The 24523-nt window shown below is 58.4% G+C and carries 23 protein-coding genes, 1 other RNA gene and 2 pseudogenes; 19 read left to right on the top strand and 7 right to left on the bottom strand.

What is annotated here, in order from left to right:
* Positions 1-48 precede the first annotated feature (48 nt).
* Complete coding sequence (locus BLL42_RS18685; RefSeq protein ID WP_408004034.1) at positions 49-729, bottom strand: MBL fold metallo-hydrolase; 681 nt, start codon at positions 727-729, stop codon at positions 49-51.
* Here BLL42_RS18685 and BLL42_RS18690 point away from each other — a divergent pair.
* Positions 618-1541, top strand: coding sequence for a GlxA family transcriptional regulator (locus BLL42_RS18690; RefSeq protein ID WP_071553402.1), 924 nt, complete (start codon positions 618-620; stop codon positions 1539-1541). The genes BLL42_RS18685 and BLL42_RS18690 overlap by 112 nt on opposite strands.
* A gap of 116 nt (positions 1542-1657) precedes the next feature.
* Here BLL42_RS18690 and BLL42_RS18695 read toward each other — a convergent pair whose 3' ends face one another.
* On the bottom strand, positions 1658-2554 hold the full coding sequence (locus BLL42_RS18695; RefSeq protein ID WP_174553363.1) for a GlxA family transcriptional regulator: 897 nt from the start codon (positions 2552-2554) through the stop codon (positions 1658-1660).
* Positions 2555-2797: 243 nt separating this feature from the next.
* Between BLL42_RS18695 and BLL42_RS18700 the strand changes: the two genes are divergently transcribed.
* On the top strand, positions 2798-3934 hold the full coding sequence (locus BLL42_RS18700) for an acyl-CoA dehydrogenase family protein (protein ID WP_071553404.1): 1137 nt from the start codon (positions 2798-2800) through the stop codon (positions 3932-3934).
* 121 nt (positions 3935-4055) lie between these two features.
* Here the strand turns inward: BLL42_RS18700 and BLL42_RS18705 are convergent, their stop codons facing one another.
* Positions 4056-5096 (bottom strand): NADP(H)-dependent aldo-keto reductase, encoded by a 1041-nt coding sequence (locus BLL42_RS18705; RefSeq protein WP_071553405.1) that lies wholly within the window; start codon positions 5094-5096, stop codon positions 4056-4058.
* 248 nt (positions 5097-5344) lie between these two features.
* Here BLL42_RS18705 and rplM point away from each other — a divergent pair, with 248 nt between their 5' ends.
* The 8 genes and pseudogenes from rplM to BLL42_RS18750 all read left to right on the top strand — a co-directional run bounded on the left by rplM (position 5345) and on the right by BLL42_RS18750 (position 11591).
* Complete coding sequence (gene rplM / locus BLL42_RS18710) at positions 5345-5773, top strand: 50S ribosomal protein L13 (RefSeq protein WP_007905295.1); 429 nt, start codon at positions 5345-5347, stop codon at positions 5771-5773.
* A 14-nt stretch (positions 5774-5787) separates the two neighbouring features.
* Positions 5788-6180 carry a 30S ribosomal protein S9 gene (gene rpsI / locus BLL42_RS18715; protein WP_002555064.1) on the top strand — a complete coding sequence of 131 codons (393 nt, stop codon included), beginning with the start codon at positions 5788-5790 and terminating at the stop codon, positions 6178-6180.
* 252 nt (positions 6181-6432) lie between these two features.
* Entirely contained in the window at positions 6433-7026 is a 594-nt protein-coding gene (petA, locus tag BLL42_RS18720; RefSeq protein ID WP_019693575.1) for a ubiquinol-cytochrome c reductase iron-sulfur subunit, read from the top strand.
* Positions 7026-8237, top strand: coding sequence for a cytochrome b (locus BLL42_RS18725; protein ID WP_071553406.1), 1212 nt, complete (start codon positions 7026-7028; stop codon positions 8235-8237). Before petA ends, BLL42_RS18725 begins: the two co-directional genes overlap by 1 nt.
* Positions 8237-9019 (top strand): cytochrome c1, encoded by a 783-nt coding sequence (locus tag BLL42_RS18730; RefSeq protein WP_071553407.1) that lies wholly within the window; start codon positions 8237-8239, stop codon positions 9017-9019. Before BLL42_RS18725 ends, BLL42_RS18730 begins: the two co-directional genes overlap by 1 nt.
* A 150-nt stretch (positions 9020-9169) precedes the next feature.
* Positions 9170-9787: a glutathione S-transferase N-terminal domain-containing protein gene (locus tag BLL42_RS18735; RefSeq protein WP_019693572.1), complete on the top strand. Its 618-nt coding sequence runs from the start codon at positions 9170-9172 to the stop codon at positions 9785-9787.
* Positions 9788-9803: 16 nt separating this feature from the next.
* Positions 9804-10217, top strand: a complete 414-nt coding sequence (locus tag BLL42_RS18740) for a ClpXP protease specificity-enhancing factor (protein ID WP_071553408.1) — start codon at positions 9804-9806, stop codon at positions 10215-10217.
* Positions 10218-10336: 119 nt separating this feature from the next.
* Positions 10337-11591 (top strand): annotated as a pseudogene (locus BLL42_RS18750) (IS3 family transposase).
* Between the two features lie 104 nt (positions 11592-11695).
* On the opposite strand, the gene BLL42_RS18755 reads toward BLL42_RS18750, so the two are convergent.
* From BLL42_RS18755 to BLL42_RS18770, 4 genes are all read right to left on the bottom strand, one after another.
* The gene (locus BLL42_RS18755) at positions 11696-12274 is read right to left on the bottom strand and encodes a BON domain-containing protein (protein WP_071553410.1); all 579 of its coding nucleotides are present in this window, start codon (positions 12272-12274) and stop codon (positions 11696-11698) included.
* Positions 12271-12864 (bottom strand): phosphoheptose isomerase, encoded by a 594-nt coding sequence (locus BLL42_RS18760; protein ID WP_007904374.1) that lies wholly within the window; start codon positions 12862-12864, stop codon positions 12271-12273. The genes BLL42_RS18755 and BLL42_RS18760 overlap by 4 nt, the downstream gene beginning before the upstream one ends.
* A 101-nt stretch (positions 12865-12965) precedes the next feature.
* Positions 12966-13328, bottom strand: coding sequence for a YraN family protein (locus BLL42_RS18765; protein WP_019693569.1), 363 nt, complete (start codon positions 13326-13328; stop codon positions 12966-12968).
* A complete protein-coding gene (locus tag BLL42_RS18770; protein ID WP_071553411.1) occupies positions 13328-15139 on the bottom strand; it encodes a penicillin-binding protein activator in 1812 nt (603 codons plus the stop codon). Before BLL42_RS18770 ends, BLL42_RS18765 begins: the two co-directional genes overlap by 1 nt.
* A gap of 208 nt (positions 15140-15347) precedes the next feature.
* Between BLL42_RS18770 and rsmI the strand changes: the two genes are divergently transcribed.
* The 9 genes and pseudogenes from rsmI to mraY all read left to right on the top strand — a co-directional run bounded on the left by rsmI (position 15348) and on the right by mraY (position 24521).
* Positions 15348-16220 (top strand): 16S rRNA (cytidine(1402)-2'-O)-methyltransferase, encoded by an 873-nt coding sequence (rsmI, locus tag BLL42_RS18775; RefSeq protein ID WP_071555794.1) that lies wholly within the window; start codon positions 15348-15350, stop codon positions 16218-16220.
* Between the two features lie 75 nt (positions 16221-16295).
* Positions 16296-16648, top strand: an RNA gene (gene rnpB, locus BLL42_RS18780) — RNase P RNA component class A.
* Between the two features lie 540 nt (positions 16649-17188).
* Complete coding sequence (mraZ, locus tag BLL42_RS18785; RefSeq protein ID WP_071553412.1) at positions 17189-17644, top strand: division/cell wall cluster transcriptional repressor MraZ; 456 nt, start codon at positions 17189-17191, stop codon at positions 17642-17644.
* Positions 17641-18587, top strand: a pseudogene (gene rsmH / locus BLL42_RS18795) (16S rRNA (cytosine(1402)-N(4))-methyltransferase RsmH). Before mraZ ends, rsmH begins: the two are co-directional and overlap by 4 nt.
* Positions 18584-18877 carry a cell division protein FtsL gene (gene ftsL / locus BLL42_RS18800; protein ID WP_071553415.1) on the top strand — a complete coding sequence of 98 codons (294 nt, stop codon included), beginning with the start codon at positions 18584-18586 and terminating at the stop codon, positions 18875-18877. Before rsmH ends, ftsL begins: the two are co-directional and overlap by 4 nt.
* Positions 18877-20616 carry a peptidoglycan D,D-transpeptidase FtsI family protein gene (locus tag BLL42_RS18805; protein WP_174553365.1) on the top strand — a complete coding sequence of 580 codons (1740 nt, stop codon included), beginning with the start codon at positions 18877-18879 and terminating at the stop codon, positions 20614-20616. The genes ftsL and BLL42_RS18805 overlap by 1 nt, the downstream gene beginning before the upstream one ends.
* Positions 20616-22079, top strand: coding sequence for a UDP-N-acetylmuramoyl-L-alanyl-D-glutamate--2,6-diaminopimelate ligase (locus tag BLL42_RS18810; protein ID WP_071553417.1), 1464 nt, complete (start codon positions 20616-20618; stop codon positions 22077-22079). The genes BLL42_RS18805 and BLL42_RS18810 overlap by 1 nt, the downstream gene beginning before the upstream one ends.
* Entirely contained in the window at positions 22072-23439 is a 1368-nt protein-coding gene (locus BLL42_RS18815; RefSeq protein WP_071553418.1) for a UDP-N-acetylmuramoyl-tripeptide--D-alanyl-D-alanine ligase, read from the top strand. Before BLL42_RS18810 ends, BLL42_RS18815 begins: the two co-directional genes overlap by 8 nt.
* Positions 23439-24521, top strand: a complete 1083-nt coding sequence (gene mraY, locus BLL42_RS18820; RefSeq protein ID WP_071553419.1) for a phospho-N-acetylmuramoyl-pentapeptide-transferase — start codon at positions 23439-23441, stop codon at positions 24519-24521. The genes BLL42_RS18815 and mraY overlap by 1 nt, the downstream gene beginning before the upstream one ends.
* The last annotated feature ends 2 nt before the right edge of the window (positions 24522-24523 follow it).

Raw genomic sequence — 24523 nt, forward strand, 5'->3', positions numbered from 1 at the left:
ACGCAGCCTCGCAGGCTCGGCAGCTGCTACGGACATAATCCCGCGCCTTTATTGAGGCTGGATCTGGAATTCCAGCACGTCCCCGTCGTTCGGGATCAGCAGGCGCGACTTGATGCTGGCCTGTCGGGCGGCATTGGCCAGTGACTGGCGTGTCACCGGGCAGTGGCTGAGCGCTTCAAGGTGATTGGCGACCACCGTGCCTGATGACTGCTGAGTGAATGCCAGCACCTCATCAATCCCCATGATGATGTCCCCACCCAAATCGAATCGCGCGCCGCCAGCCGGCACCACAGAAACGTCTGGGCGGTGCAGGGCAGCGAACGCCTCAACGGCAGGCGTGAGCAGCGTATCGCCAGTCAGGTAGAGTCTGGGCTCGCCGGGCATCTCAATCAAATAGCCCACACCATGTTCCATCATCTTGCCGACCAGTCCCCGGCCATGGGTGCAGCGAATCGTGCGGATCTGACCGCCGAGGAAGGCGCTCGGTTGCTCGTGATCGGCTGGTAAAGGCTGAACATTCAAATTGTGTTGAGCCAGATGAGCGGCGTCGTGCGGCGTGCAGATGACCGGAGTCCGGGTCTCGCGCAGCCACTTCTTTGCTGCTTTTCCCTCGTTGCATGCCAGCGGGGTTGTTGGCTTTTGCTGATTTGTTACATGCAGCCAATCGTCGTGCCTCGCATGTGTTCTTTGAAACGCGCTTCGTTGCCTTGCAGGTCGGGACGGTTGAATGCGCTCAAGGCTTGTCGTTACAAGTGGACAGCACACTGGCGGAGGCTGATTTTGACGCGCTGTTGATTCCCGGCTTCTGGGCCGAGTCGGCCCGGCAGGTCGACGAGACGCTGGCCGCCAATACCCCTTTGGTTGCAGCGTTGTCGGCGCGTTCGAAGAAACAGCAACTGTGGAGTTATTGCAGTGGAGTCTGTCTGTTGGCTGCGAGCGGGAGGCTGGATAGTCAGCAAGCGACGGTGACGTGGTGGCTGGCAGACGTTATGGCGCAGCATCATAAAGCCGTGAAGTGGCAATGCGAGCGTCACTGCATCATTAACGAGCGGACGGCCACCGCGTCCGGCGTGAACGGTTACTTGCCCATCGCTCAGGCCTTGATCGAGCGGTATGTCAGCCCGGAGGTCTTTCGCGACCTCACCAGGCTGATGGTGCTGGCGCGACCGGCACAGGCGCATAGTGCCTTTGCGGCCATGAGCCTGATTGAGCAGTCGAGCACTCTGCTGCGCCAGTTGCATGCGCTGGTTGAGCAACTGCCGGCTGAACAGATAACCGTGCAGCGGTTGGCCGAGCAGCTCGGTATGTCCGAGCGTACCTTGTCTCGTAAGGTGAGCAGTGAAACCGGCGTTGCCGTTGCGACTTATGCTCGCTGCATCAAGCTGAACCAGGTCAGTGAACGCCTCATACTCACGTCCGCAGCGGTCAATACGATCAGCGTTGAGCTGGGCTTCAGCAGTGACTCCAACCTGCGTCGCATGTTCAAGGAACTGACAGCGTTGACTCCGCTGGAGTACCGGCAGCAGTTCGGGCGGTATTGAGGAGATCGCAGCCTGCGGCAGCTCCTACGGAGGTAAGCGCGTAGGAGCTGGCGCAGCCTGCGATCTTTATCGATCTCCTCTACGCCGAAGAAGCGTGGTGGTTCGCCGGCTTTTTCTCACGCCGCTTGCTGAAACTGCTGCCGATACTGGTTCGGTGACAACTCCGTGTGCTGGCGGAACAGCCGTGCGAAGAAGCTCGCGTCGTCGTAGCCGACTTCGTAGCTGATGGTCTTGATGCTTTTGCGGCTGGCGGACAGCAAGCCTTTGGCGGTTTCGATGCGCAGCCGTTGCAGGTAATGCAGCGGCTTGTCGCCAGTGGCGGTCTGGAAGCGCCGCATGAAGTTGCGAATGCTCATGCCGTGCTCGCGGGCGACGTCTTCGAAGCGGAACTTGTCGGCAAAGTGCTCTTCGAGCCAATGCTGGATCTGCAGGATGATCACGTCCTGGTGCAGCTTCTGCCCGCCGAAACCGATGCGGCCGGGCGAATAGCTGCGCTGCACTTCATACAGAATGTCTCGGGCCACGGCCTGGGCCACGTTGGCCCCGCAGAAGCGCTCGATCAAATAAATGTAGAGGTCGCAGGCCGAGGTGGTGCCGCCGGCGCAGTACAGGTTGTCGGCGTCGGTCAGGTGCTTGTCCTGATTGAGCTGGACGTTGGGGAATCGTTCTTCGAAGGTGTTGAAGAAGCGCCAGTAGGTGGTCGCTTCCTTGCCGTCGAGGAGGCCGGCCTCGGCGAGCCAGAACACCCCGGTGGCTTCGCCGCAGAGCACTGCGCCGCGCGCGTGTTGCTCGCGCAGCCACGGCAGCACCTGTGGATAACGTTTGCAGAGGGTCTCGAAGTCGTCCCAGAAGGCCGGAAGGATGATGATGTCGGCGTTTTCCAGGCCGCCGTCTACCGGCATGATCACATCGCTGAAGCTGTTGACCGGTTTGCCGTCGGGGCTGACCAGGCGGGTTTCGAACGCCGGGGTCAGGCCATGGCCTAGTTGTTTGCCGTAACGCAGGCTGGCCAGATGGAAGAAATCCTTGGCTTGCATGAGGGTGGAAGCAAAAACCCGGTCGATCGCCAGGATGCTGACGCGCCGCAAGGGCGTGGAGAGTTGGATAGACATATTCAATTTATTCTTATAGGGGAAAGTGGTCACCAAGCGGCTGGATCGTCTTATTTTTTGGCTGATGTGTCCAGTGTCCTGTTACCTGCTGGAGGCTTAGGCTCTGGGATTCATTTGCGATCAACAATAACCACAGGTGCCCCGATGATCCCCAGAACCTTGTTCAGTTCCGAGCACGAATTCTTTCGCGACAGCGTACGAACCTTCCTCGAAAAAAAGGCCGTGCCGTTTCATGGACAGTGGGAAAAGCAGGGCTACATCGACCGCGCGCTATGGAACAAGGCGGGGGAGGCGGGGATGCTCTGCTCCCACCTGCCGGAAGAGTACGGCGGCTTCGGGGCGGATTTTCTCTACAGTGCGGTGGTGATCGAAGAGGTGGGGCGGCTGGGGTTGACCGGCATCGGCTTTTCCCTGCATTCGGACATTGTGGCGCCGTACATCCTGCATTACGGCAGCGAAGCGCTGAAGCACAAATACCTGCCGAAGCTGGTCTCGGGCGAAATGGTCACCGCGATTGCGATGACCGAGCCAGGCGCCGGCTCCGACCTGCAAGGGGTGAAAACCACAGCGGTGCTGGATGGCGACGAGTACGTGATCAACGGTTCGAAAACCTTCATCACCAACGGCTTCCTCGCTGACCTGGTGATTGTCGTGGCCAAGACCGATCCCAAGGCCGGGGCCAAGGGTACCAGTCTGTTTCTGGTGGAGGCGAACACCCCGGGCTTCGAAAAGGGCAAACGCCTTGAGAAGGTCGGCATGAAAGCGCAGGACACCTCGGAGCTGTTTTTCCAGGACGTCCGTGTGCCCAAGGAAAACCTTTTGGGGCAGGCCGGGATGGGGTTCGCCTATCTGATGCAGGAGTTGCCGCAAGAACGTCTGACGGTCGCCATCGGCGGTTTGGCCTCAGCCGAGGCGGCGTTGCAGTGGACCCTGGATTACACCCGCGAGCGCAAGGCGTTCGGCAAGGCGATTGCAGACTTTCAGAACACCCGCTTCAAACTGGCGGAGATGGCCACGGAGATCCAGATTGGCCGGGTCTTCGTCGACCGCTGCCTGGAGCTGCACCTGCAAGGCAAGCTCGATGTGCCGACGGCGGCGATGGCCAAGTACTGGGGCACCGACCTGCAATGCAAAGTCCTCGACGAGTGCGTGCAGATGCATGGCGGTTACGGTTTCATGTGGGAATACCCGATCGCCCGAGCCTGGGCGGATGCGCGGGTGCAGCGGATTTATGCCGGGACCAATGAAATCATGAAGGAGATCATTGCCCGGTCGCTGTGAATCTCTGAGATGGTTGAAAAGATCGCAGCCTGCGGCAGCTCCTACGGGTGTTCGTCAATCCATGTAGGCGCTGCCGAAGGTTCGGGCCGCGTTCGGACGATCTTGTCGCAATCACCGCAAATTACGGTGCCGGATTCGGGTGATCCTTGTGGATCGCCTCAATCTCCGCCAGCACTTCATCCGACAGTTTCAGATCGAAACTGGCAATGTTGCTGTCCAGCTGTTCCAGCGTGGTCGCGCCAATGATGTTGCTGGTGACGAACGATTGCCGGGTCACGAATGCCAGGGCCATTTGTGCCGGGTCCAGGCCGTGTTCACGGGCCACTGCCACGTAACGGCTGCACGCCGCTTCCGACTGTGGATTGAAGTAGCGACTGAAGCGGCTGTAAAGGCTCAAGCGACCTTTCGCCGGGCGCGCCCCACCTTCGTACTTGCCTGACAGAAAACCAAACGCCAGCGGCGAATAGGCGAGCAGCCCGCATTGTTCGCGGATGGCGATTTCCGACAGGCCGATTTCAAAGCTGCGGTTGAGCAGGTTGTAGGGGTTCTGGATCGACACCGCGCGCGGCCAGCCACGGGCTTCAGCCAGTGCGAGGAACTTCATGGTGCCCCACGGCGTTTCGTTGGACAGGCCGATATGGCGGATCTTGCCGGCCTTGACCTGTTCGTCCAGCGCTTCGAGAGTGTCCTCCAGCGGGGTCAGGTTGACTTCGCTCTTGTGCTTGTAGCCCAGCTGACCGAAGAAGTTGGTGCTGCGTTCCGGCCAGTGCAGCTGATAAAGGTCGATATAGTCGGTCTGCAAGCGCTTGAGACTGGCGTCCAGGGCCTGGACGATGTGTTCGCGGTTGTGTTTTAGGTGGCCGTCGCGGATGTAGTCGATGGTGTTGCCGGGGCCGGCAATCTTGCTCGCCAGAACCCAGTCGGCACGATCGCCACGGCTCTTGAACCAGTTGCCGATGTAGCGCTCGGTGGTGGCGTAGGTTTCAGCCTTGGGGGGCACCGGGTACATCTCGGCGGTGTCGATGAAGTTGATCCCGGCGCTCTTGGCCCGTTCAATCTGTGCGAAGGCCTCTGCCTCGCTGTTTTGCTCGCCCCAGGTCATGGTCCCGAGGCAGATTGCACTCACGTTCAGATCGGTACGGCCTAGCTGTCGATAGTCCATCGGGTAGTCCTTGGAGGAAAACAATCATAAAAGCAGGTTGAATTTTTTTTCGCAATCTGCATAATTGCGCACCTCTTTCTGCGGTGGAAGTGATGCGCCGCCTGCCGAAGAATCTTGCCGTTGAACGGACGCGCCGACCCGAGCCCCCGATAGCGTCTGTACCCGGCTGCCTTTGACTTGTCAAAGTACGCACTATTCAGTAAGATCCGCCGTCTAAATTTACAGGGCGGCCCCTGAGGCTATAAAGAATGAAAACTTTTACTGCTAAACCGGAAACAGTACAGCGCGACTGGTTTGTCGTCGACGCTGCAGGTCAGACCCTGGGTCGTCTGGCCACCGAAATCGCGAGCCGTCTGCGTGGCAAGCATAAAGCTGAGTACACTCCTCACGTTGACACCGGCGACTACATCGTCGTTATCAATGCCGAGCAGATTCGTGTAACCGGTGCTAAAACCACCGACAAAATCTACTACTCCCACTCCGGTTTCCCGGGCGGCATCAAGTCGATCAACTTCGAAAAGCTGATCGCTAAAGCCCCTGAGCGCGTGATCGAGACCGCGGTCAAAGGCATGCTGCCTAAGAACCCGCTGGGTCGCGACATGTATCGTAAGCTGAAAGTCTATGCGGGCGCTGTACACCCTCATACTGCTCAGCAGCCCCAAGAACTGAAGTTTTAACGGAATAGTTCATTATGTCGGCGACTCAAAATTACGGCACTGGCCGTCGCAAGACCGCAACCGCACGCGTTTTCCTGCGTCCGGGCACTGGTAACATCTCCATCAACAACCGCTCCCTGGATAATTTCTTCGGTCGCGAAACTGCCCGCATGGTAGTTCGTCAGCCGCTGGAATTGACTGAGACTGTCGAGAAGTTCGACATCTACGTCACCGTGATCGGTGGTGGTGTAAGTGGTCAGGCTGGCGCAATCCGCCACGGTATCACTCGCGCTCTGATGCAGTACGACGAAACTCTGCGCGGTGCTCTGCGCAAAGCTGGCTTCGTTACTCGCGATGCACGTGAAGTTGAACGTAAGAAAGTGGGTCTGCGTAAAGCGCGTAAGCGTCCGCAGTACTCGAAGCGTTAATTCGCTTTCGCGTTCAAAGCGCCCAGTCTCCTCGCGGAGCTGGGCGTTTTTTTTGCTTGAAGATTTATGATGTGACAACTTGCCACATCTGTAGAACCCCTATACTACAAGGCTTGGCGCTGACCTCGGGTGGTAATTACCTTGTCAGAACTGGGGCTTTTCATTACCATTCTGCAAAATTTTTATAAGTTCAGATTTTTACTTAGTAGATGCCTGATTTAACAGGCCACAAAGCTGATGGGAGAGGACTGAATGAGCAATGACGGCGTGAATGCAGGCCGGCGTCGCTTCTTGGTAGCAGCCACATCCGTGGTGGGTGCTGCAGGAGCGGTGGGGGCTGCGGTCCCGTTCGTGGGGTCATGGTTTCCCAGTGCCAAGGCGAAAGCCGCAGGTGCACCGGTGAAAGTGAATGTCAGCAAAATCGAACCAGGTCAGCAAATGATTGCTGAATGGCGCGGTCAGCCGGTATTCATCGTCCGCCGTACCCAGGAGATTTTGGGGAATCTTGCAAAGATCGAGGGTGATCTCTCTGATCCAGACTCCAAGAATTCGGTACAGCCAACTTACGTGGACCCCAAGACGCGCTCGATCAAGCCGGAGGTTCTGCTGCTGATCGGTATTTGCACGCACCTGGGTTGTTCTCCGACCTTCCGTCCAGAAGTAGCGCCTGCCGATCTTGGCCCGAAATGGGTAGGTGGTTATTTCTGCCCTTGCCACGGTTCCCACTACGATCTGGCTGGCCGCGTCTTCAAGTCGCAACCCGCGCCTTTGAATCTGCCAGTTCCCCCGCATTCCTATGAGTCGAACGACATTATTGTCATCGGCGTCGATACGGAGAAAGCGTGATGAGCAAGTTCATGGATTGGGTTGATGCGCGCTTTCCTGCCACTAAAATGTGGGAAGACCATCTCAGCAAGTACTACGCCCCGAAGAACTTCAACTTCTTCTATTTCTTTGGCTCCCTGGCGCTGTTGGTTCTGGTTAACCAGATCGTAACCGGCGTCTGGCTGACCATGAGTTACACCCCGTCGGCGGAAGAGGCATTCGCCTCCGTCGAATACATCATGCGCGACGTCGAGTACGGCTCGATCCTGCGTCTGCTGCACTCCACCGGCGCTTCGGCGTTCTTCATCGTGGTTTACCTGCATATGTTCCGTGGCCTGCTCTACGGTTCGTACCAGAAGCCGCGTGAGCTGGTGTGGGTCTTCGGTATGCTGATCTACCTGGCGCTGATGGCTGAAGCCTTCATGGGCTACTTGCTGCCGTGGGGTCAGATGTCCTACTGGGGTGCCCAGGTGATCATCTCGCTGTTCGGTGCGATCCCGGTCATCGGTAACGACCTGACCCAGTGGATCCGTGGTGACTACCTGATTTCGGGTATCACCCTGAACCGCTTCTTCGCCTTGCACGTCGTGGCCTTGCCGATCGTGATTCTCGGTCTGGTGGTGCTGCACGTTCTGGCGCTGCACGAAGTCGGTTCGAACAACCCGGACGGCGTGGATATCAAGAAACACAAGGACGAAAACGGCGTACCGCTGGACGGCATTGCCTTCCATCCGTACTACACCGTGAAAGATATCGTCGGCGTGGTGGTGTTCCTGTTCATCTTCTGCGCGATCGTGTTCTTCTTCCCGGAAATGGGCGGTTACTTCCTCGAGAAGCCGAACTTCGAAGTGGCGAACGCCTTCAAGACCCCGGAACACATTGCCCCGGTCTGGTACTTCACGCCGTTCTACGCGATTCTGCGTGCGATTCCGGACAAGCTCATGGGCGTTGTTGCCATGGGTGCTTCGATTGCCATGCTGTTCGTCCTGCCCTGGCTTGACCGTAGTCCGGTCAAGTCCATGCGCTACAAGGGCTGGCTGAGCAAGATCTGGCTCTGGGTATTCTGCATCTCCTTCGTGATTCTTGGCTGGCTGGGTGTCATGGCGCCTACCCCGGAACGTACGTTGCTGTCGCAGGTCTGTACCTTCCTGTACTTCGCCTACTTCATTCTGATGCCGTTCTACACCAGGCTCGAGAAGACCAAACCGGTTCCGGAAAGGGTGACTGGCTGATGAAAAAGCTATTTGCTGTACTGATTCTTGCTGCGTTGCCTGTCTTGTCCTTCGCGGCCGAGCACGGTGGTCCAGAGCTCGAAAAAGTCGATATCGACGTCTCCGATAAAGCGGCAATGCAAGATGGCGCACGTACGTTCGCCAACTACTGCATGGGCTGCCACAGTGCCAAGTTCCAGCGCTATGAGCGCGTTGCCGACGATCTGGGGATTCCTCACGATCTGATGCTGAAGAACCTGGTGTTCACAGGTGCCAAGATCGGCGACCACATGAGCACCGGTATGCAGCCGGCAGACGCCAAGGCCTGGTTCGGCGCTGCGCCGCCTGACCTGACGCTGGTGGCTCGCGTTCGTGGTACTGACTGGCTCTACGGCTACCTGCGGTCTTTCTATGAAGACCCTTCGCGCCCTTGGGGTGTGAACAACAAGGTGTTCCCGAACGTCGGTATGCCTAACGTTCTGGTCGGCTTGCAAGGTCGTCAGGTGGTAGGCTGCAAACAAGTTCAAATCGTCGAAAACGGCAAGAAGCAGTATGATCCGCTGACCGGCACGCCGCTGACTCATGAAGCGTGCGATCAGTTGACCATCGTGCCTAAAACCGGTGCACTGAACGAAGAGCAGTTCGACGAGAAGGTCAAGAATCTGGTGACCTTCCTGGCCTATTCGGCCAACCCGGTGAAGCTGCAGCATCAGCGCATCGGTACCTATGTGTTGCTGTACCTGGCGTTCTTCTTCGTATTCGCTTACTTGCTCAAGCGTGAATACTGGAAAGACGTGCATTGATAAAGCTTTAAGCAATTGCTGTTAATCGCGCGCGCCCAAGGGCGTCTCTGAAGGTGTAACGAGTCTGGTCATCCAGACGTTACGGGAGGCGCCCTCTGGGCGCGCTCGTTTTTCCGCTCCCGATAATTTCAACAAGCGAGGAGGACCGCCATGGGCGTGACCAATCGGTTGGCCTGTTACTCCGACCCCGCCGACCACTATTCCCACCGAGTGCGTATCGTACTGGCAGAGAAGGGTGTCAGCGCCGAGATCATCAGTGTGGAGGCGGGCCGTCAGCCGCCAAAACTGATCGAAGTGAACCCTTACGGCAGCTTGCCCACCCTGGTTGATCGTGACCTGGCGTTGTGGGAGTCGACCGTGGTGATGGAATATCTGGATGAGCGTTACCCGCATCCACCATTGCTGCCGGTTTATCCGGTGGCGCGTGCCAACAGCCGTCTGCTGATTCACCGTATTCAGCGTGACTGGTGTGTTCTGGTGGATCTGATTCTGGATTCGCGGACCAAGGAGCCGGCACGTGTGCAGGCTCGCAAGGAGTTGCGTGAAAGCCTGACTGGCGTTTCGCCGCTGTTCGCTGACAAGCCGTTTTTCCTCAGTGAGGAACAAAGTCTGGTGGATTGCTGCCTATTGCCAATACTCTGGCGTTTACCGATTCTGGGTATTGAACTGCCGCGGCCTGCCAAGCCGCTGCTTGATTACATGGAGCGTCAGTTTGCGCGTGAGGCTTTCCAGGCGAGTCTGTCTGGTGTCGAACGCGATATGCGCTAAGGCTTAAGGAGCCGCTATGAACTCCAGTCGACCTTATTTGGTCCGCGCGCTCTATGAGTGGATTGTGGACAACGATTGCACCCCGCACATGCTGGTCAATTCCGAGTATCCGTCGGTGCAGGTGCCGCAAGGCTTTGCCAGTGATGGACAGATCGTCCTGAACGTGTCGCCTGCGGCTGTGCGCCATTTGCACATGGACAACGATGCGGTCAGCTTTGAAGGGCGCTTCGGTGGCGTGCCGCATACGCTGTACGTGCCTATCGCTGCGATCCTGGGCATTTACGCCCGGGAGAACGGTCAGGGCATGGTGTTTGATCTGGAATCGCCTATGGAAGACGAGGAAGAGATCGAGTCGGATGATGACCTTCCGCCACCCGACAGCGAGCCACCGCGCCCTAGCGGTCGGCCAAGCTTGAAGGTTGTGAAGTAATAAAAAAGGCGATCCGGATGGATCGCCTTTTTTATTACGTAGGAGCTGCCGAAGGCTGCGATCTTTTGACGTTGCTTTCCAGAGGTTTACACCTTCTGATCTATTTTCAGGAGGGAGTAATGGAATCAGCAAAAAGGCGTAGTCAGCGAGACTACACGCTGACTTTTAAATTGTCGGTCGTCGACCAGGTCGAAAAAGGCGAGCTGAGTTATAAAGAGGCTCAGGAGCGCTACGGGATTCAAGGCAAAACGACCGTTCTGACGTGGTTGCGCAAGCATGGTCGGCAAGATTGGAGCTCAGGCACATACATTGGCTCGCCGAGGATGGGGTCTATGCCCGACAAAAACCGACCATTAACGCCAGAGCAACGCATCAAAGATGCTTGAAGAGCAGCTCGCTTTGTCCAATCAGAAAGCGCAGTTTTTCGAGGCAGTTGTCGATGTCTTGAAAAATGACTACGGTCTCTCTGTCGTAAAAAAGCGTCCCGGCAAGTCCTCGCGCAAAAACGAATCCAAAACCTGAGCATCAGCAGGGCTTGCCAGTTCATGGGGATAAGCCGACAGGCTTACTACAAACGCAATCGCGCCGATGCTGCTCGTCTCGTTCTGGATCAGAAAGTTGCCGATTTCGTTCAGCAAAAGCGTCAGCGGCAGCCACGTCTGGGCACCCGAAAGCTGCATTACTTGCTGCATTGCCAGCCTCAACTTGAGCTGCAAGTGGGTCGAGATCGGCTGTTTTCGATTCTGCGCGAAAGGCGTTTATTGGTGGCCCGCAGGCGGGCTTACCACAAGACGACCGACAGCCATCATCGCTTTCGACGTCATCCGAACCTGCTCAAGCCCGGTCCTGATCAGGTTGTTGCAAACGGCCCGGAACAAGTCTGGGTGGCTGACATCACCTATTTGCCAACTCAGGAAGGTGTGGCCTATCTGAGCCTTGTGACGGATGCTTTTTCGCGAAAGATCGTGGGCTATCACGTCCATGAAAGCCTGCACGCCGAGTCGGTAGCGCATGCGTTGCGCCGGGCGGTGAAACACCGTCGAACGGAGCAGTCGCTGGTCCATCACTCGGATAGAGGCAGCCAGTATTGCTCGGGAATGTACCAGGAACTGCACGCGAAACACGGCATTCGGTGTTCTATGACGGACGGCTATGACTGCTACCAAAACGCACTGGCAGAGCGGGTCAACGGGATATTAAAGACAGAGCTTATGCTCCAGCGACCGCAGGATTTGACGCAGGCGAAGAAGATGGTGAGTGAGTCGGTATCGATCTATAACAGCGAGCGACCGCACCTGTCTTTGAAATACAAAACGCCCGATGCGGTGCATCGGGCGTTGAAGTGAAACAGGTGTAAACCTATTTCAGGACTAGACAGTAGGAGCTGCCGAAGGCTGCGATCTTTTGACGTTGCTTTCCAGGATCAAAAGATCGTCCGATCGCGGCCCGAGCCTTCGGTAGCTCCTACAGAGTGCATCTCAGTCGATGTACTCGAACAGTTTCACAATCTTTTGTACGCCGGAAACGCCCTGCACCAGATTGGTGGCCTGGTCGGCTTCCTGTTTGGTCAAAAGGCCCAGCAAGTAAACGATGCCGTTCTCGGTCACGACCTTGATGCGCGAGCCCGGGATGCTGGCGTCGGCGAGCATCTGGGTTTTGATCTTGGTGGTCAGCCAGGCATCGTTATTGCGGGCCAGTATCGACGAAGGCTGCATCACTTGCAGTTCGTTGTGTACGGTCTTTACCCGCTGAACTGCAGCGGCGGCTTGCCCGGCCAGTTCCTTGAGGTCGGGGCGTGGCGTTTGCCCGGCGAGCAGCACGACACCGTTGAAGCTGGTGACGATGATGTGCGAGCTTTTGTCCAGGTCCGGGTTGGCCTTGGCCACGTTCACGCCGACCTTGGTTTCGATCAGGGAATCGTCGATCTTGCTGCCGAAGGTGCGAGTGCCGCGATCGTCTTCAATGGGGGCTTCGCGGCTCGCGGTGATTACCGAGGTGCAGCCGCTGATGCCCAGGCTTAGAGTCAAGGCCAGAAGGCCAAGGCGATTAAGGGTCATTCTTCACTCCCGAACAATTGGCTGTCGATCAAGTCGCAAAGACAATGGATCGCCAGCAGGTGGACTTCCTGAATACGTGCAGTGACATTGGCCGGTACGCGAATTTCAACGTCTTCGGGCAATAACAGCGAAGCCATGCCGCCGCCATCGCGTCCAGTCAATGCTACGACAATCATTTCGCGATCGTGTGCGGCCTGGATCGCTTGAATAATGTTTGCCGAGTTGCCGCTAGTGGAGATCGCCAGCAGCACGTCGCCGGGTTGGCCGAGCGCGCGGATCTGTTTGGAGAAGATTTCGTTGTAGCTGTAGTCGTTGGCAATCGAGGTGATCGTCGAGCTGTCGGTCGTCAGCGCAATGGCCGGCAGGCTCGGGCGTTCGCGCTCGAAGCGGTTGAGCAGCTCGGAGGAGAAGTGTTGCGCGTCACCGGCCGAACCGCCGTTGCCGCACGAGAGCATTTTGCCTTCGTTGAGCAGGGCGTTGACCATCACCTGGCTGGCTTGCTCGATGTGCGGTGCAAGTACGTCCATCGCCTGTTGCTTGGTATCGATACTGGCCTGAAAAAGCTGGCGAATTCGGGATTGCATGTCCATCTGTGTGACCTTAAGTAGCGCGGCTTGGTGGCACAGCAATGTGCGGCCCGCAAAGCAAAGAGCAAAAGTGTTGAGTGAAGATCGGCCTTGCCTTTGAGCAGTCAGCTGTCAAAGGCGTTCCTTAGCCAGTTCAAATGAGCCGCACTGCCGTCTATGGCAACCACATCGAAACGGCAGGGGGAGTTGGCCCAGCGCGACTCGCGCTGCAGGAAATACTGCGCGGCGAGTATCAGTTTCTGACGCTTGCGCGCATCGATGCTACCGAGTGCGCCACCCCATTGGGTGTTTTGTCTGTAGCGGACTTCGACGAATACTACTGTATCGCCATCAAGCATGACCAGATCAAGCTCGCCGCGTTTACACAACCAGTTCTGCGCCAGGAGGCGCAGACCTTGTTGCTGGAGATGCTTGAGCGCCTGGCTTTCAGCATCTCGACCGCTTTGTTGGCGTGACCTGTCGGGCATCAGCGTGGCGTGTCGGGCAGGCGTTGAACCTGACCGTTGATGAACTGTGCCCACGGCAGCTGACGTTGAATGCGTTGCGACGACGTCATGCTCAGGGTGCCCGACTGACCGTCGATGCTGCTGTCTGGCAGGGCCTTGAGTTGACCCAGGCGTGGCGCCAGGCGATAGGCGTCGACACCCATGGCGTACAGGCGGCCCAGGCTGCCAGCGGCTTGTGGCCATTGGGCGGTCACTTGCCTGCGCAGTGGGTCGTTGGCGTCCAGCAACCATGGGGTTTCGCAGAAGCGAATGCCGTTCATGTCGTTGTACTGGTTCTGGTCACCGCTGGCACTGTACACGTGGGAGGTGGCGTAAACCGGCACGTCGCCCGCGTATTGGAAGTTCAGTGTTGGCTTGATTTGCTGGGCTTGTTGCGGAGTCGCAGCGAGGAAAATGAACTCGATGTCCTGGCGGCGCGAAGGTTGTGCAGCCACCTGCGAGCCTACGGTGCTTTGCAGGCTCTTGGCACGACCTTCGCTTTGACGCAGCTGGAACAGGTCGGCGATTTGCTGAGCCAGGGCTACCGGTTGATCAACACGTTCGATGCCAATGACGGTGCCACCGTTGGCTTCCCAATCCTGACGGAAGGCTTTGAGCACGCGATCGCCCCATTCGCCTTTCGGCACCAGGGCGGCGGCGCGATGCAGGCCGTCGGCACGTGCGCGACGGGCAACTTCGCGGGCTTCGTCTTCGGCAGCCAGGCCGAACTGGAATAGTTGGGCTGGACCTTGTTCGCCTTCGCTGTAGTTCAGCGCGAGTGTGGTGATCGGCAGTTGCGGGCGAGCGCTGAGTTGTTTGACCAGCGGTTTTTCCAGCGGGCCGATCACCAGTTGCACGCCGTCGGCTTGGGCTTTGCGATAGAAGTCGTCCAGCGAGGTCAGGTGCGAGCTGTCATAGAACTCGATGGCAGGCGGCTTCTGTCCGGCTTGTTGGGCCTGATAGTGAGCGGCCATGAAGCCTTCGCGCAGTGCTTTGGCGACCGACGCCAGCGGACCGTCTTGCGGCAGCAGCAGGCCGATCTTGCTGAGCGGTTGGCTGGCCATTTGCTTGAGTTGGGTCAGCGGCAGTGGCAGCACAATTGCGGCAGGGTGTTTGGGGTGCTGTGCGCGCCAGTTGTCGATAGCGGCCTGTTGCTGTTCCAGTGTGCCGGCGTTTTTCACCGCCACGGCCAGACTCATCCAGCCGCCGAGGTCGTCGGTGGTGATGGGTTGCAGTTGATCGGTCGGCAGCGACGCAATGAGTGCCCAGATGGCCTCATGGTTTTTGCTGGCCACGTCGCCGCTGAGCAGCGGGGCGATAAAGATGCGTTCTCGGGCGGCGGCCAGGGTCTGGCCGTCGGCTTCAAGGGCGCGGGCATGGACGGTGCCCGTGCGCACTTGCTGCTCGACCGGCAACTCGCTCAGGCGTTGCAGGCTCGGATGGCTCAAGGCGGTCAGTGCTGCCTTGGGCTGGTTACGAGTCATCGCCAGTTCGGCGGCCAGGGTGCTGGCGAAGACCTGTTGGCCAGGCTTCAACTGATCCATCGGGACCTGTTGCAGAATTTGTGCAGACTGGCCGGCATTGCCCTGGCGATAGGCCAGGTCTGCCGCGCTCAGGCGCAACAGGGCGGCCTTTTCCGGAGTTGTGCTGGTGGCAGCCTGTTCGAGCAATTGCTCGATACTGGCATCCGCAGTCCGTGGAAGTTCGCCAAGGCTGGAGGAGGGCGAGCTGGCGCAAGCCACCAACAGAGCAGCGAGGCAGAGGGCAGAGAACAGCCGCAGGCAAGCGATCATGTAATGTTCCTGATACTCGATCAAATTAGCGTGGAATTGTACCCAAGCGCTGGCCGGGGCGCGATGTTACTGGCGTTAAACCTTCAATTTAGGTCGTGTAAATGTTACGGGGATCAACAAAAGGGCGCGGCGCAAGATGATTGCTGTGCGCATTCAAGGCACTTCTACGCGCTACAATGCCGGTTTTACCGATCATGAGGTGTGCGCTTTGACTGCTCCAGGTGCTTTGAATTCCGTTGCTGGCTCGCTTTATGTGGTGGCGACGCCCATCGGCAACCTGGACGACATCAGTGCGCGGGCGCTGAAAATCTTGCGTGAAGTGGCGTTGATCGCAGCTGAAGACACTCGTCACTCCTTGCGGTTGCTGCAACATTTCGGGATCGCCACGCCGCTGGCGGCGTGTCATGAACACAATGAGCGCGATGAGGGCAGTCGCTTCATCACGCGTTTGCTGGCCGGGGACAGTGTCGCGCTGATTTCCGATGCAGGGACGCCGCTGATCTCTGATCCGGGTTATCACCTGGTGCGTCAGGCGCGGGCAGCAGGAATCAATGTAGTGCCGGTTCCTGGTGCTTGCGCGCTGATTGCGGCCTTGTCTGCGGCGGGGTTGCCGTCTGACCGGTTCATCTTCGAGGGTTTTTTGCCGGCCAAGGCGGTGGGGCGACGTGCGCGTCTGGAGTCCATAAAGGAAGAGCCGCGTACGCTGATCTTTTACGAAGCGCCACACCGGATTCTTGAGTGCTTGCAGGACATGGAGCTGGTGTTCGGTGCAGAGCGTCCGGCCTTGCTCGCTCGCGAGCTGACCAAAACCTTCGAAACCCTCAAGGGGCTGCCGTTGGCCGAATTGCGTGCATTCGTCGAAAACGATAGCAATCAGCAGCGCGGCGAGTGTGTGGTGTTGGTGGCGGGCTGGTCGGCACCGGAGAGTGAGGAGGCGGTGAGTAGCGAGGCGATGCGTATTCTCAATCTGCTGCTCGAAGAAATGCCACTCAAGCGTGCTGCGGCTTTGGCGGCGCAAATTACCGGCGAGCGCAAGAACGTTCTCTATCAGGTGGCCCTGGATAAGCAGAAGGGCGAGTAAAAACGCGGGTTGTAGAGCGGTAAAAGGCTTTTATCGCTTGTTCTTCGGGCTCTCTGCCGTTAACCTTTGCGGCGGAGAGTCGATTGGACAGTCGCTGCCCTCTATGAAAATTAGGGGGGGAGGAAAGTCCGGGCTCCATAGGGCGAAGTGCCAGGTAATGCCTGGGAGGCGTGAGCCTACGGAAAGTGCCACAGAAAATAACCGCCTAAGCACTTCGGTGCCGGTAAGGGTGAAAAGGTGCGGTAAGAGCGCACCGCACGACTGGCAACAGTTCGTGGCTAGGTAAACCCCACTTGGAGCAAGACCAAATAGGGTCCCAAGGCGTGGCCCGCGCTGGGACCGGGTAGGTTGCTAAAGATGTCCAGTGATGGCCATCGTAGACGAATGACTGTTCAAGACAGAACCCGGCTTATAGATCGACTCTCCACCTTTTTCCCTCTCTGCTTGAATCTTTGAGCGGAGCGTTCGTAGTAGCAATTTCCCTCCTTGCAGAATCAATAGCAGGAGGGGTTGAGTAATACCGATTAGCCAGCGCTTGAACCGTTAGTCGCATCATCCGGGTAGTGGCCAATTCCTCCCTGCTTGAATCAGTGGCAGAAGGGCTTTGTAATACCGATTAGCCAGCGCTTGAACCGTTAGTCGCATCACCCGGGTAGTGGCCAATTCCCTCCCTGCTTGAATCAATAGCAGAAGCGCTTTTGTAATACCGAAAAAATCTTACTCTTAATAAATCACTTTAACTTCTGAACGTAGCCTTCAGTGCTGCTTCAAGTTATTGAGCTAACTCATCCACCAAATACGCGTAACCCCTTCTTTTACAGCGCTAAATCTCCGATCTGTAAGGGTTTTCCTTCACTCCGCGCCTTGACGGTGTGGTGGGCGCATTCCTATAGTGTGCGCAAGTGGCGGAAAGTGGCATGAAGTGGGTTTTTTAAGCGTAAAACGCTAGAATTTGGAGAAACGCTGACGTGTTTCGCGGAGCTAACGCTATCAGTCTCGATGCAAAAGGCCGTCTCGCCATGCCGAGCCGGTATCGTGACGAGCTCGTTTCGCGAAGTTCCGGGCAATTAATTGTCACAATTGATGCCGTTGACCCTTGTTTGTGCGTTTACCCACTTGATGAGTGGGAGCTGATTGAAACCAAACTGCGCGCACTGCCTTCTCTTCGCGAAGAGAACCGTCGCTTGCAACGTTTGCTGATTGGTAATGCCGTCGACCTCGAACTCGATAGCAGTGGTCGTTTTCTGGTTCCGCCGCGTCTGCGCGAATACGCCAAATTGGATAAGCGCGCGATGCTGGTAGGCCAACTGAACAAGTTCCAATTGTGGGACGAGGATGCCTGGGATGCGGTTTCTGCTGCTGACCTGGCTGCTATTCAACAACCGGGCGCCATGCCTGATGAACTGCGTGATTTGATCCTGTGACTATTGATAGCGGCTTTAACCACATCACCGTACTGCTTGACGAAGCCGTTGAGGCTCTTGCCGTACGCCCTGATGGCTGCTATCTGGATGGCACGTTCGGGCGGGGGGGCATAGTCGCCTGATTCTCAGCCAGCTCGGTCCCGATGGTCGGTTGCTGGGGTTCGACAAAGATCCTCAGGCGATTGCCACCGGGCAAACGCTAGCGGCCGAAGACGGCCGCTTTGTCGTTGTGCAGCGCAGCTTTGCCGAGCTCGGTTCGGAAGTTGCCGAGCGCGGCCTGGCTGGCAAGGTCAGCGGCGTTCTGCTCGATCTGGGCGTGTCTTCGCCACAGCTCGACGATCCGGAGCGGGGCTTCAGTTTCCTCAACGACGGCCCGCTGGACATGCGCATGGACCCGTCTCGCGGGGTCAGCGCGGCAGAGTTCGTCAACAACGCACCTGTCGAAGAAATTGCCCGCGTGTTCAAGGAATACGGCGAAGAGCGTTTCTCCGGCCGTATGGCCCGTGCCGTGGCCGAGCGCCGCGACATCAAGCCCTTCGAGCGCACTGGCGATCTGGCTGAAGTCCTGAAAGTGGCCAACCCTGCCTGGGAAAAGGGCAAGAACCCGGCTACCCGCGCGTTCCAGGGCCTGCGAATTCACGTCAACAACGAGTTGGGCGATCTTGAGACCGGCCTCGAAGCCGCGCTCGAAGCCCTTGAAGTGGGCGGTCGCCTGGTGGTGATCAGCTTCCACTCGCTGGAAGACCGCATCGTCAAACTGTTCATGCGCAAACTGGTCAAGGGCGAAACCGATAACCTGCCGCGCAACCTGCCGGTACGTTTCGAAGCCTTTGTGCCGAAAATCAAGATTCATGGCAAACCACAGTTCGCCAGCGAAGCCGAACTCAAAGCCAACCCTCGTTCCCGTAGCGCCGTCATGCGTGTCGCGGAGAAACTTCGGTGAGCAAGCTCTTCGCCAAGCCACTTCCAGGCGGCAGCTTTTTCATGCTGCTGCTTTTTATCGCTGTATTGATCTCTGCGATTGGGGTTTCCTATAGCGCTCACTGGAACCGTCAGTTGTTGAACTCGCTGTACAACGAGTTGAGTGTGCGCGACAAGGCGCAGGCAGAGTGGGGCCGGTTGATTCTTGAGCAGAGCACCTGGACCGCCCACAGCCGTATCGAAGTATTGGCCACCGAACAACTGAAGATGCGCATTCCCGGCGCCGCTGAAGTGCGGATGGTGGCGCCATGATGAAACTCGAAGGGGCACTCTTTCCGTGGCGGTTTCGTGTGGTGCTCGGCTTGCTGGGTGTCATGGTGGCAGCCATCGCCTGGCGGATCATCGACCTGCAGGTGATCGACCGTGACTTCCTGATTGGTCAGGGCGATGCGCGCAGTGTTCGACACATCCCGATTCCGGCTCACCGTGGTTTGATCACCGACCGTAACGGCGAGCCGTTGGCCGTGAGTACCCCGGTCACCACCCTGTGGGCCAACCCCAAGGAAATGCAACTGGCCAAGGAAAAGTGGCCGGCACTGGCGGCTGCGCTGGGTCAGGACCCTAAAGCCCTGGCCGAGAGACTCGAAGCTCAGGCGAATAAAGAATTCATCTATCTGGTGCGTGGGCTGACTCCCGAGCAGGGCCAGGTCGTGATCGATCTGAAAGTGCCGGGCGTTTACGGCATCGAAGAGTTCCGGCGTTTCTACCCGGCCGGCGAAGTCACCGCGCACATGGTCGGCTTTACCGACATCGATGACCACGGGCGTGAAGGCGTGGAATTGGCGTACGACGAATGGCTGGCCGGTGTCGCTGGCAAGCGTCAGGTCATCAAGGACCGGCGCGGCAGACTGATCAAAGACGTTCAAGTGACCAAAAACGCCAAGGCCGGCAAGCCCTTGGCGTTGTCGATTGACCTGCGTCTGCAATACCTGGCGAACCGCGAGCTGCGCAACGCAATCATCGAGAACGGCGCCAAGGCTGGCAGCCTGGTGATCATGGACGTCAAGACCGGCGAGATCCTCGCCATGGTCAACCAGCCGACCTACAACCCGAACAACCGTCGCAACCTGCAACCGGCGATGATGCGTAACCGCGCGATGATCGACGTGTTCGAACCGGGTTCGACCATGAAGGCGATCTCCATGAGCGCTGCCATTGAAACCGGTCGCTGGAAGCCGAGCGATACTGTCGAGGTGTATCCGGGCAGCTTGCAGATTGGTAAATACACCATCAAGGACGTATCCAAGACCGAAGGCCCGGTGCTGGACCTGACCGGCATTCTGATCAACTCCAGTAACGTCGGCATGAGTAAGGTCGCCTTCGATATCGGCGGCGAAACCATTTTCCGCCTGGCACAGAAAGTCGGCCTCGGCCAGGACACCGGTCTGGGTTTCCCGGGCGAGCGTGTCGGCAACCTGCCGAACTATCGCGAATGGCGCAAGGCCGAGACGGCCACGTTGTCGTACGGCTACGGGATTTCGGTGACCGCCATTCAACTGGTCCACGCCTTCTCGGCGCTGGCCAACAACGGTCGTATTGCGCCGCTGACCCTGATCAAGACCGACAAGGCAGCGCAAACCACCCAAGTGATTCCGGAAGCCGTGGCGAAAACCATGCAGGGTATGCTGCAGCAAGTGATCGAAGCCCCGCGCGGTGTATTCCGTGCGCAAGTGCCGGCCTATCACGTTGCTGGCAAGTCCGGTACCGCACGTAAGACGTCGGTGGGCACCAAAGGCTACGCCGAGAATTCCTACCGCTCGCTGTTCGCGGGGTTTGGTCCTATGAGTGATCCGCGTTACGCGATCGTCGTGGTCATCGATGAGCCGACCAAGGCCGGCTATTTCGGTGGTCTGGTTTCGGCACCGGTATTCAGCAAAGTGATGTCCGGCACCCTGCGTCTGATGAACGTCACGCCGGACAACCTGCCGACCACTCAGCAGGCCAACGCTACCCCGGTTATCCCTGTTAAAGCCAATGGAGGGCGCGGCTGATGTCTCTTAGCCTGAACAAGATTTTCGCCCACGCGGGTCGTGATTTGTTGATTCGCGAACTGACCCTGGACAGCCGTAATGTCCGTGCGGGCGATCTGTTTCTGGCCGTCCCCGGCGCTAAACTCGACGGTCGTACGCACATTGCCGATGCCTTGCAACGTGGCGCTGCCGCAGTCGCCTACGAAGTCGAAGGCGCGACCGTTCTGCCGATTACCGATGTACCGCTGATTCCGGTCAAAGGCCTGGCCGCGCAGCTGTCGGATGTTGCCGGGCGTTTTTACGGCGACCCGAGCCGTAACCTGAACCTGATTGGCGTGACCGGCACCAACGGTAAAACCAGCGTGACCCAACTGGTCGCACAAGCGCTGGACCTGCTGGGGCAGCACTGCGGCATAGTCGGCACCCTGGGCACCGGTTTCTACGGCGCACTGGAAAGTGGCCTGCACACCACGCCGAACCCGATTGCGGTACAGGCCACCCTGGCCGACCTGAAAAAGGCCGGCGCCAAAGCCGTGGCCATGGAAGTGTCCTCCCACGGTCTGGATCAAGGGCGCGTGACTGCACTGGCGTTCGATGTGGCGGTGATGACCAACCTGTCGCGCGATCACCTGGATTATCACGGGACCATGCAAGCCTATGGCGAGGCCAAGGCCAAGCTGTTTGCCTGGAACGATCTGAAGTGCCGGGTGGTTAACCTCGACGACGAGTTCGGTCGGCAACTCGCTGCGCAAGAGCGTGAGTCGCGCCTGATCACTTATAGCCTGGAAGACACCAGCGCCTACCTCTATTGCCGTGAAGCGCAGTTCGACGATGAAGGCGTGCGCGCGACTCTGGTTACGCCGCAGGGCGAACACCATTTGCGCAGTACCTTGCTCGGCCGCTTCAACCTGAGCAACGTACTGGCCGCAGTCGGTGCCTTGCTCGGTCTGGATTACGCGCTGGATGAAATCCTCTGCGTACTGCCAAAACTCGAAGGCCCGGCCGGTCGCATGCAGCGTCTGGGCGGCGGCACTCAGCCGCTGGTGGTGGTCGACTACGCCCATACCCCGGATGCGCTGGAAAAAGTCCTGATGGCCCTGCGTCCACATGCCAAGGGCCAATTGCTCTGCCTGTTCGGTTGTGGCGGTGATCGCGATCGCGGCAAGCGTCCGCTGATGGCCGAAGTGGTCGAGCGTCTGGCTGACGGTGTGCTGGTCACCGATGACAACCCGCGCAGCGAAGACCCTGCACAGATTTTCGACGATATCCGCGCCGGTTTCACGGCGGTGGATAACGTCCGTTTCGTCGCCGGCCGTGGCCAGGCGATTGCCCAGTTGATCGCCAGCGCCAGTGCGGATGACGTGATTGTTCTGGCCGGTAAAGGTCACGAGGACTATCAGGAAATCAACGGCGAACGCCATGATTTCTCTGATTTGGTGGAGGCCGACCGTGCCTTGACCGCGTGGGAGGTGGCCCATGCTTAAAGCCTTGACGTTGAGCGAAGTGACGGGCCCATTGGCCGGCCGTCTGCTGGCTGCCGATAGCCGTTTCGATGGCGTCAGCATCGACAGCCGCGCGATCAAGCCGGGCCAGTTGTTTGTCGCCCTGACCGGGCCACGTTTCGATGGTCATGACTACCTGAACGACGTTGCTGCCAAAGGCGCGGTCGCGGCCCTGGTCGAGCGTGAAGTGGCGAATGCCACGTTGCCGCAGTTGCTGGTCAAGGACACCCGTCAGGCCTTGGGCGAACTCGGCGCGCTGAACCGTGCGGCGTATTCGAACCCGGTTGCGGCGATTACCGGTTCCAGCGGCAAAACCACGGTCAAGGAAATGCTCGCGAGCATCCTGCGCACGCGCGGGCCGGTATTGGCGACCCGTGGCAACTTGAACAATGACCTCGGCGTTCCGCTGACCTTGCTCGAACTGGCCGCGGAACACACCGCGGCCGTCATCGAGCTGGGTGCTTCGCGGATCGGCGAGATCGCCTACACCGTCGGCATGACCAAGCCGCATGTGGCTGTGATCAACAATGCCGGGAGCGCCCACGTCGGCGAATTCGGCGGGCCGGAAAAAATCGTTGAAGCCAAGGGCGAGATTCTCGAAGGGCTGGACGCTGATGGCGTCGCCGTTCTGAACCTCGACGACAAGGCTTTCGACATCTGGAAGAAGCGCGCCGCCGGTCGTCAGGTGCTGAGCTTTGCCCTGAACGACAGCCGTGCCGATTTCCATGCCACTGATCTGGCTCGTGACGCACGCGGTTGCCCGTCCTTCAAGCTGCACAGCCCGCAAGGCGTCGAGCCGGTTCAACTGAACCTGCTCGGCAACCACAACGTTGCCAATGCCCTGGCCGCTGCGGCTGCCGCTCATGCTCTGGGTGTGTCGCTGTTCGGTATCGCCACCGGGCTGAATGCGGTGCAACCGGTCAAGGGTCGCACTGTCGCGCAACTGGCGACCAACGGCATGCGTGTGATCGATGACACTTACAACGCGAACCCCGCCTCAATGTGCGCGGCCATTGATATACTCGCCGGCTTTTCCGGCCGCACCGTTCTGGTGCTCGGGGATATTGGCGAGTTGGGCGAGTGGGCGGAGCAGGGGCACCGCGACGTTGGTGCGTACGCCAGCGGCAAGGTTTCAGCGCTTTACGCCGTTGGCCCGATGATGGCGCATGCCGTCGCAGCCTTCGGTGAGCAGGCTCGTCACTTTGCCAATCAGGCTGATCTGATTGCGGCGCTGGGCGCCGAACACGATACAAACACCACTATTTTGATCAAGGGCTCGCGAAGCGCTGCGATGGAAAACGTCGTTGCGGCTTTGTGCGGTTCGAGCGGGGAGAAACATTAATGCTGCTGTTGTTAGCGGAGTATCTGCAACAGTTCTACAAAGGCTTCGCGGTCTTTCAGTACCTGACCCTGCGCGGGATTCTCGGTGTGCTGACCGCATTGTCGTTGTCGCTGTGCTTGGGTCCATGGATGATCCGCACCTTGCAGAACCGCCAGATCGGCCAGTCTGTCCGTAATGATGGCCCGCAATCGCACTTGTCCAAGTCGGGCACTCCGACCATGGGTGGCGCATTGATTCTGACCGCCATCGGCGTCAGTACCTTGCTCTGGGCAGACCTGCACAACCGCTATGTCTGGGTCGTGTTGCTGGTCACCCTGCTGTTCGGTGCCGTGGGCTGGGTCGACGATTACCGCAAAGTGATCGAGAAGAACTCCCGTGGCTTGCCGAGCCGTTGGAAGTACTTCTGGCAGTCGGTGTTCGGTCTGGGCGCGGCGATCTTCCTTTATATGACCGCAACGTCGCCGGTGGAAACCACCCTGATCCTGCCGATGCTCAAGGACTACAGCATTCCGCTGGGCGCAGGCTTCATCGTCCTGACCTACTTCGTGATCGTCGGCTCCAGCAACGCGGTCAACCTGACCGACGGCCTCGACGGCCTGGCGATCATGCCAACCGTGATGGTTGGCGGCGCGCTGGGGATCTTCTGCTACCTGTCGGGTAACGTGAAATTCGCCGAATACCTGCTGATCCCTTATGTCCCGGGCGCAGGTGAGCTGATCGTGTTCTGCGGCGCGCTGATCGGTGCCGGCCTGGGTTTCCTCTGGTTCAACACGTACCCGGCTCAAGTCTTCATGGGCGACGTCGGCGCACTGGCGCTGGGCGCGGCTCTGGGCACCATTGCCGTGATCGTTCGTCAGGAAATCGTCCTGTTCATCATGGGCGGCGTGTTCGTGATGGAAACCCTGTCGGTGGTCATTCAGGTTGCCTCTTTCAAATTGACCGGTCGCCGCGTATTCCGCATGGCACCGATTCACCACCACTTTGAACTCAAGGGCTGGCCCGAGCCACGTGTGATCGTCCGTTTCTGGATCATCACCGTGATTCTCGTACTGGTCGGCCTTGCCACCCTGAAGCTGAGGTAGAA

Origin of the sequence: Pseudomonas frederiksbergensis (assembly GCF_001874645.1) — a bacterium.
GTDB classification, from domain to species: domain Bacteria; phylum Pseudomonadota; class Gammaproteobacteria; order Pseudomonadales; family Pseudomonadaceae; genus Aquipseudomonas; species Aquipseudomonas frederiksbergensis_B.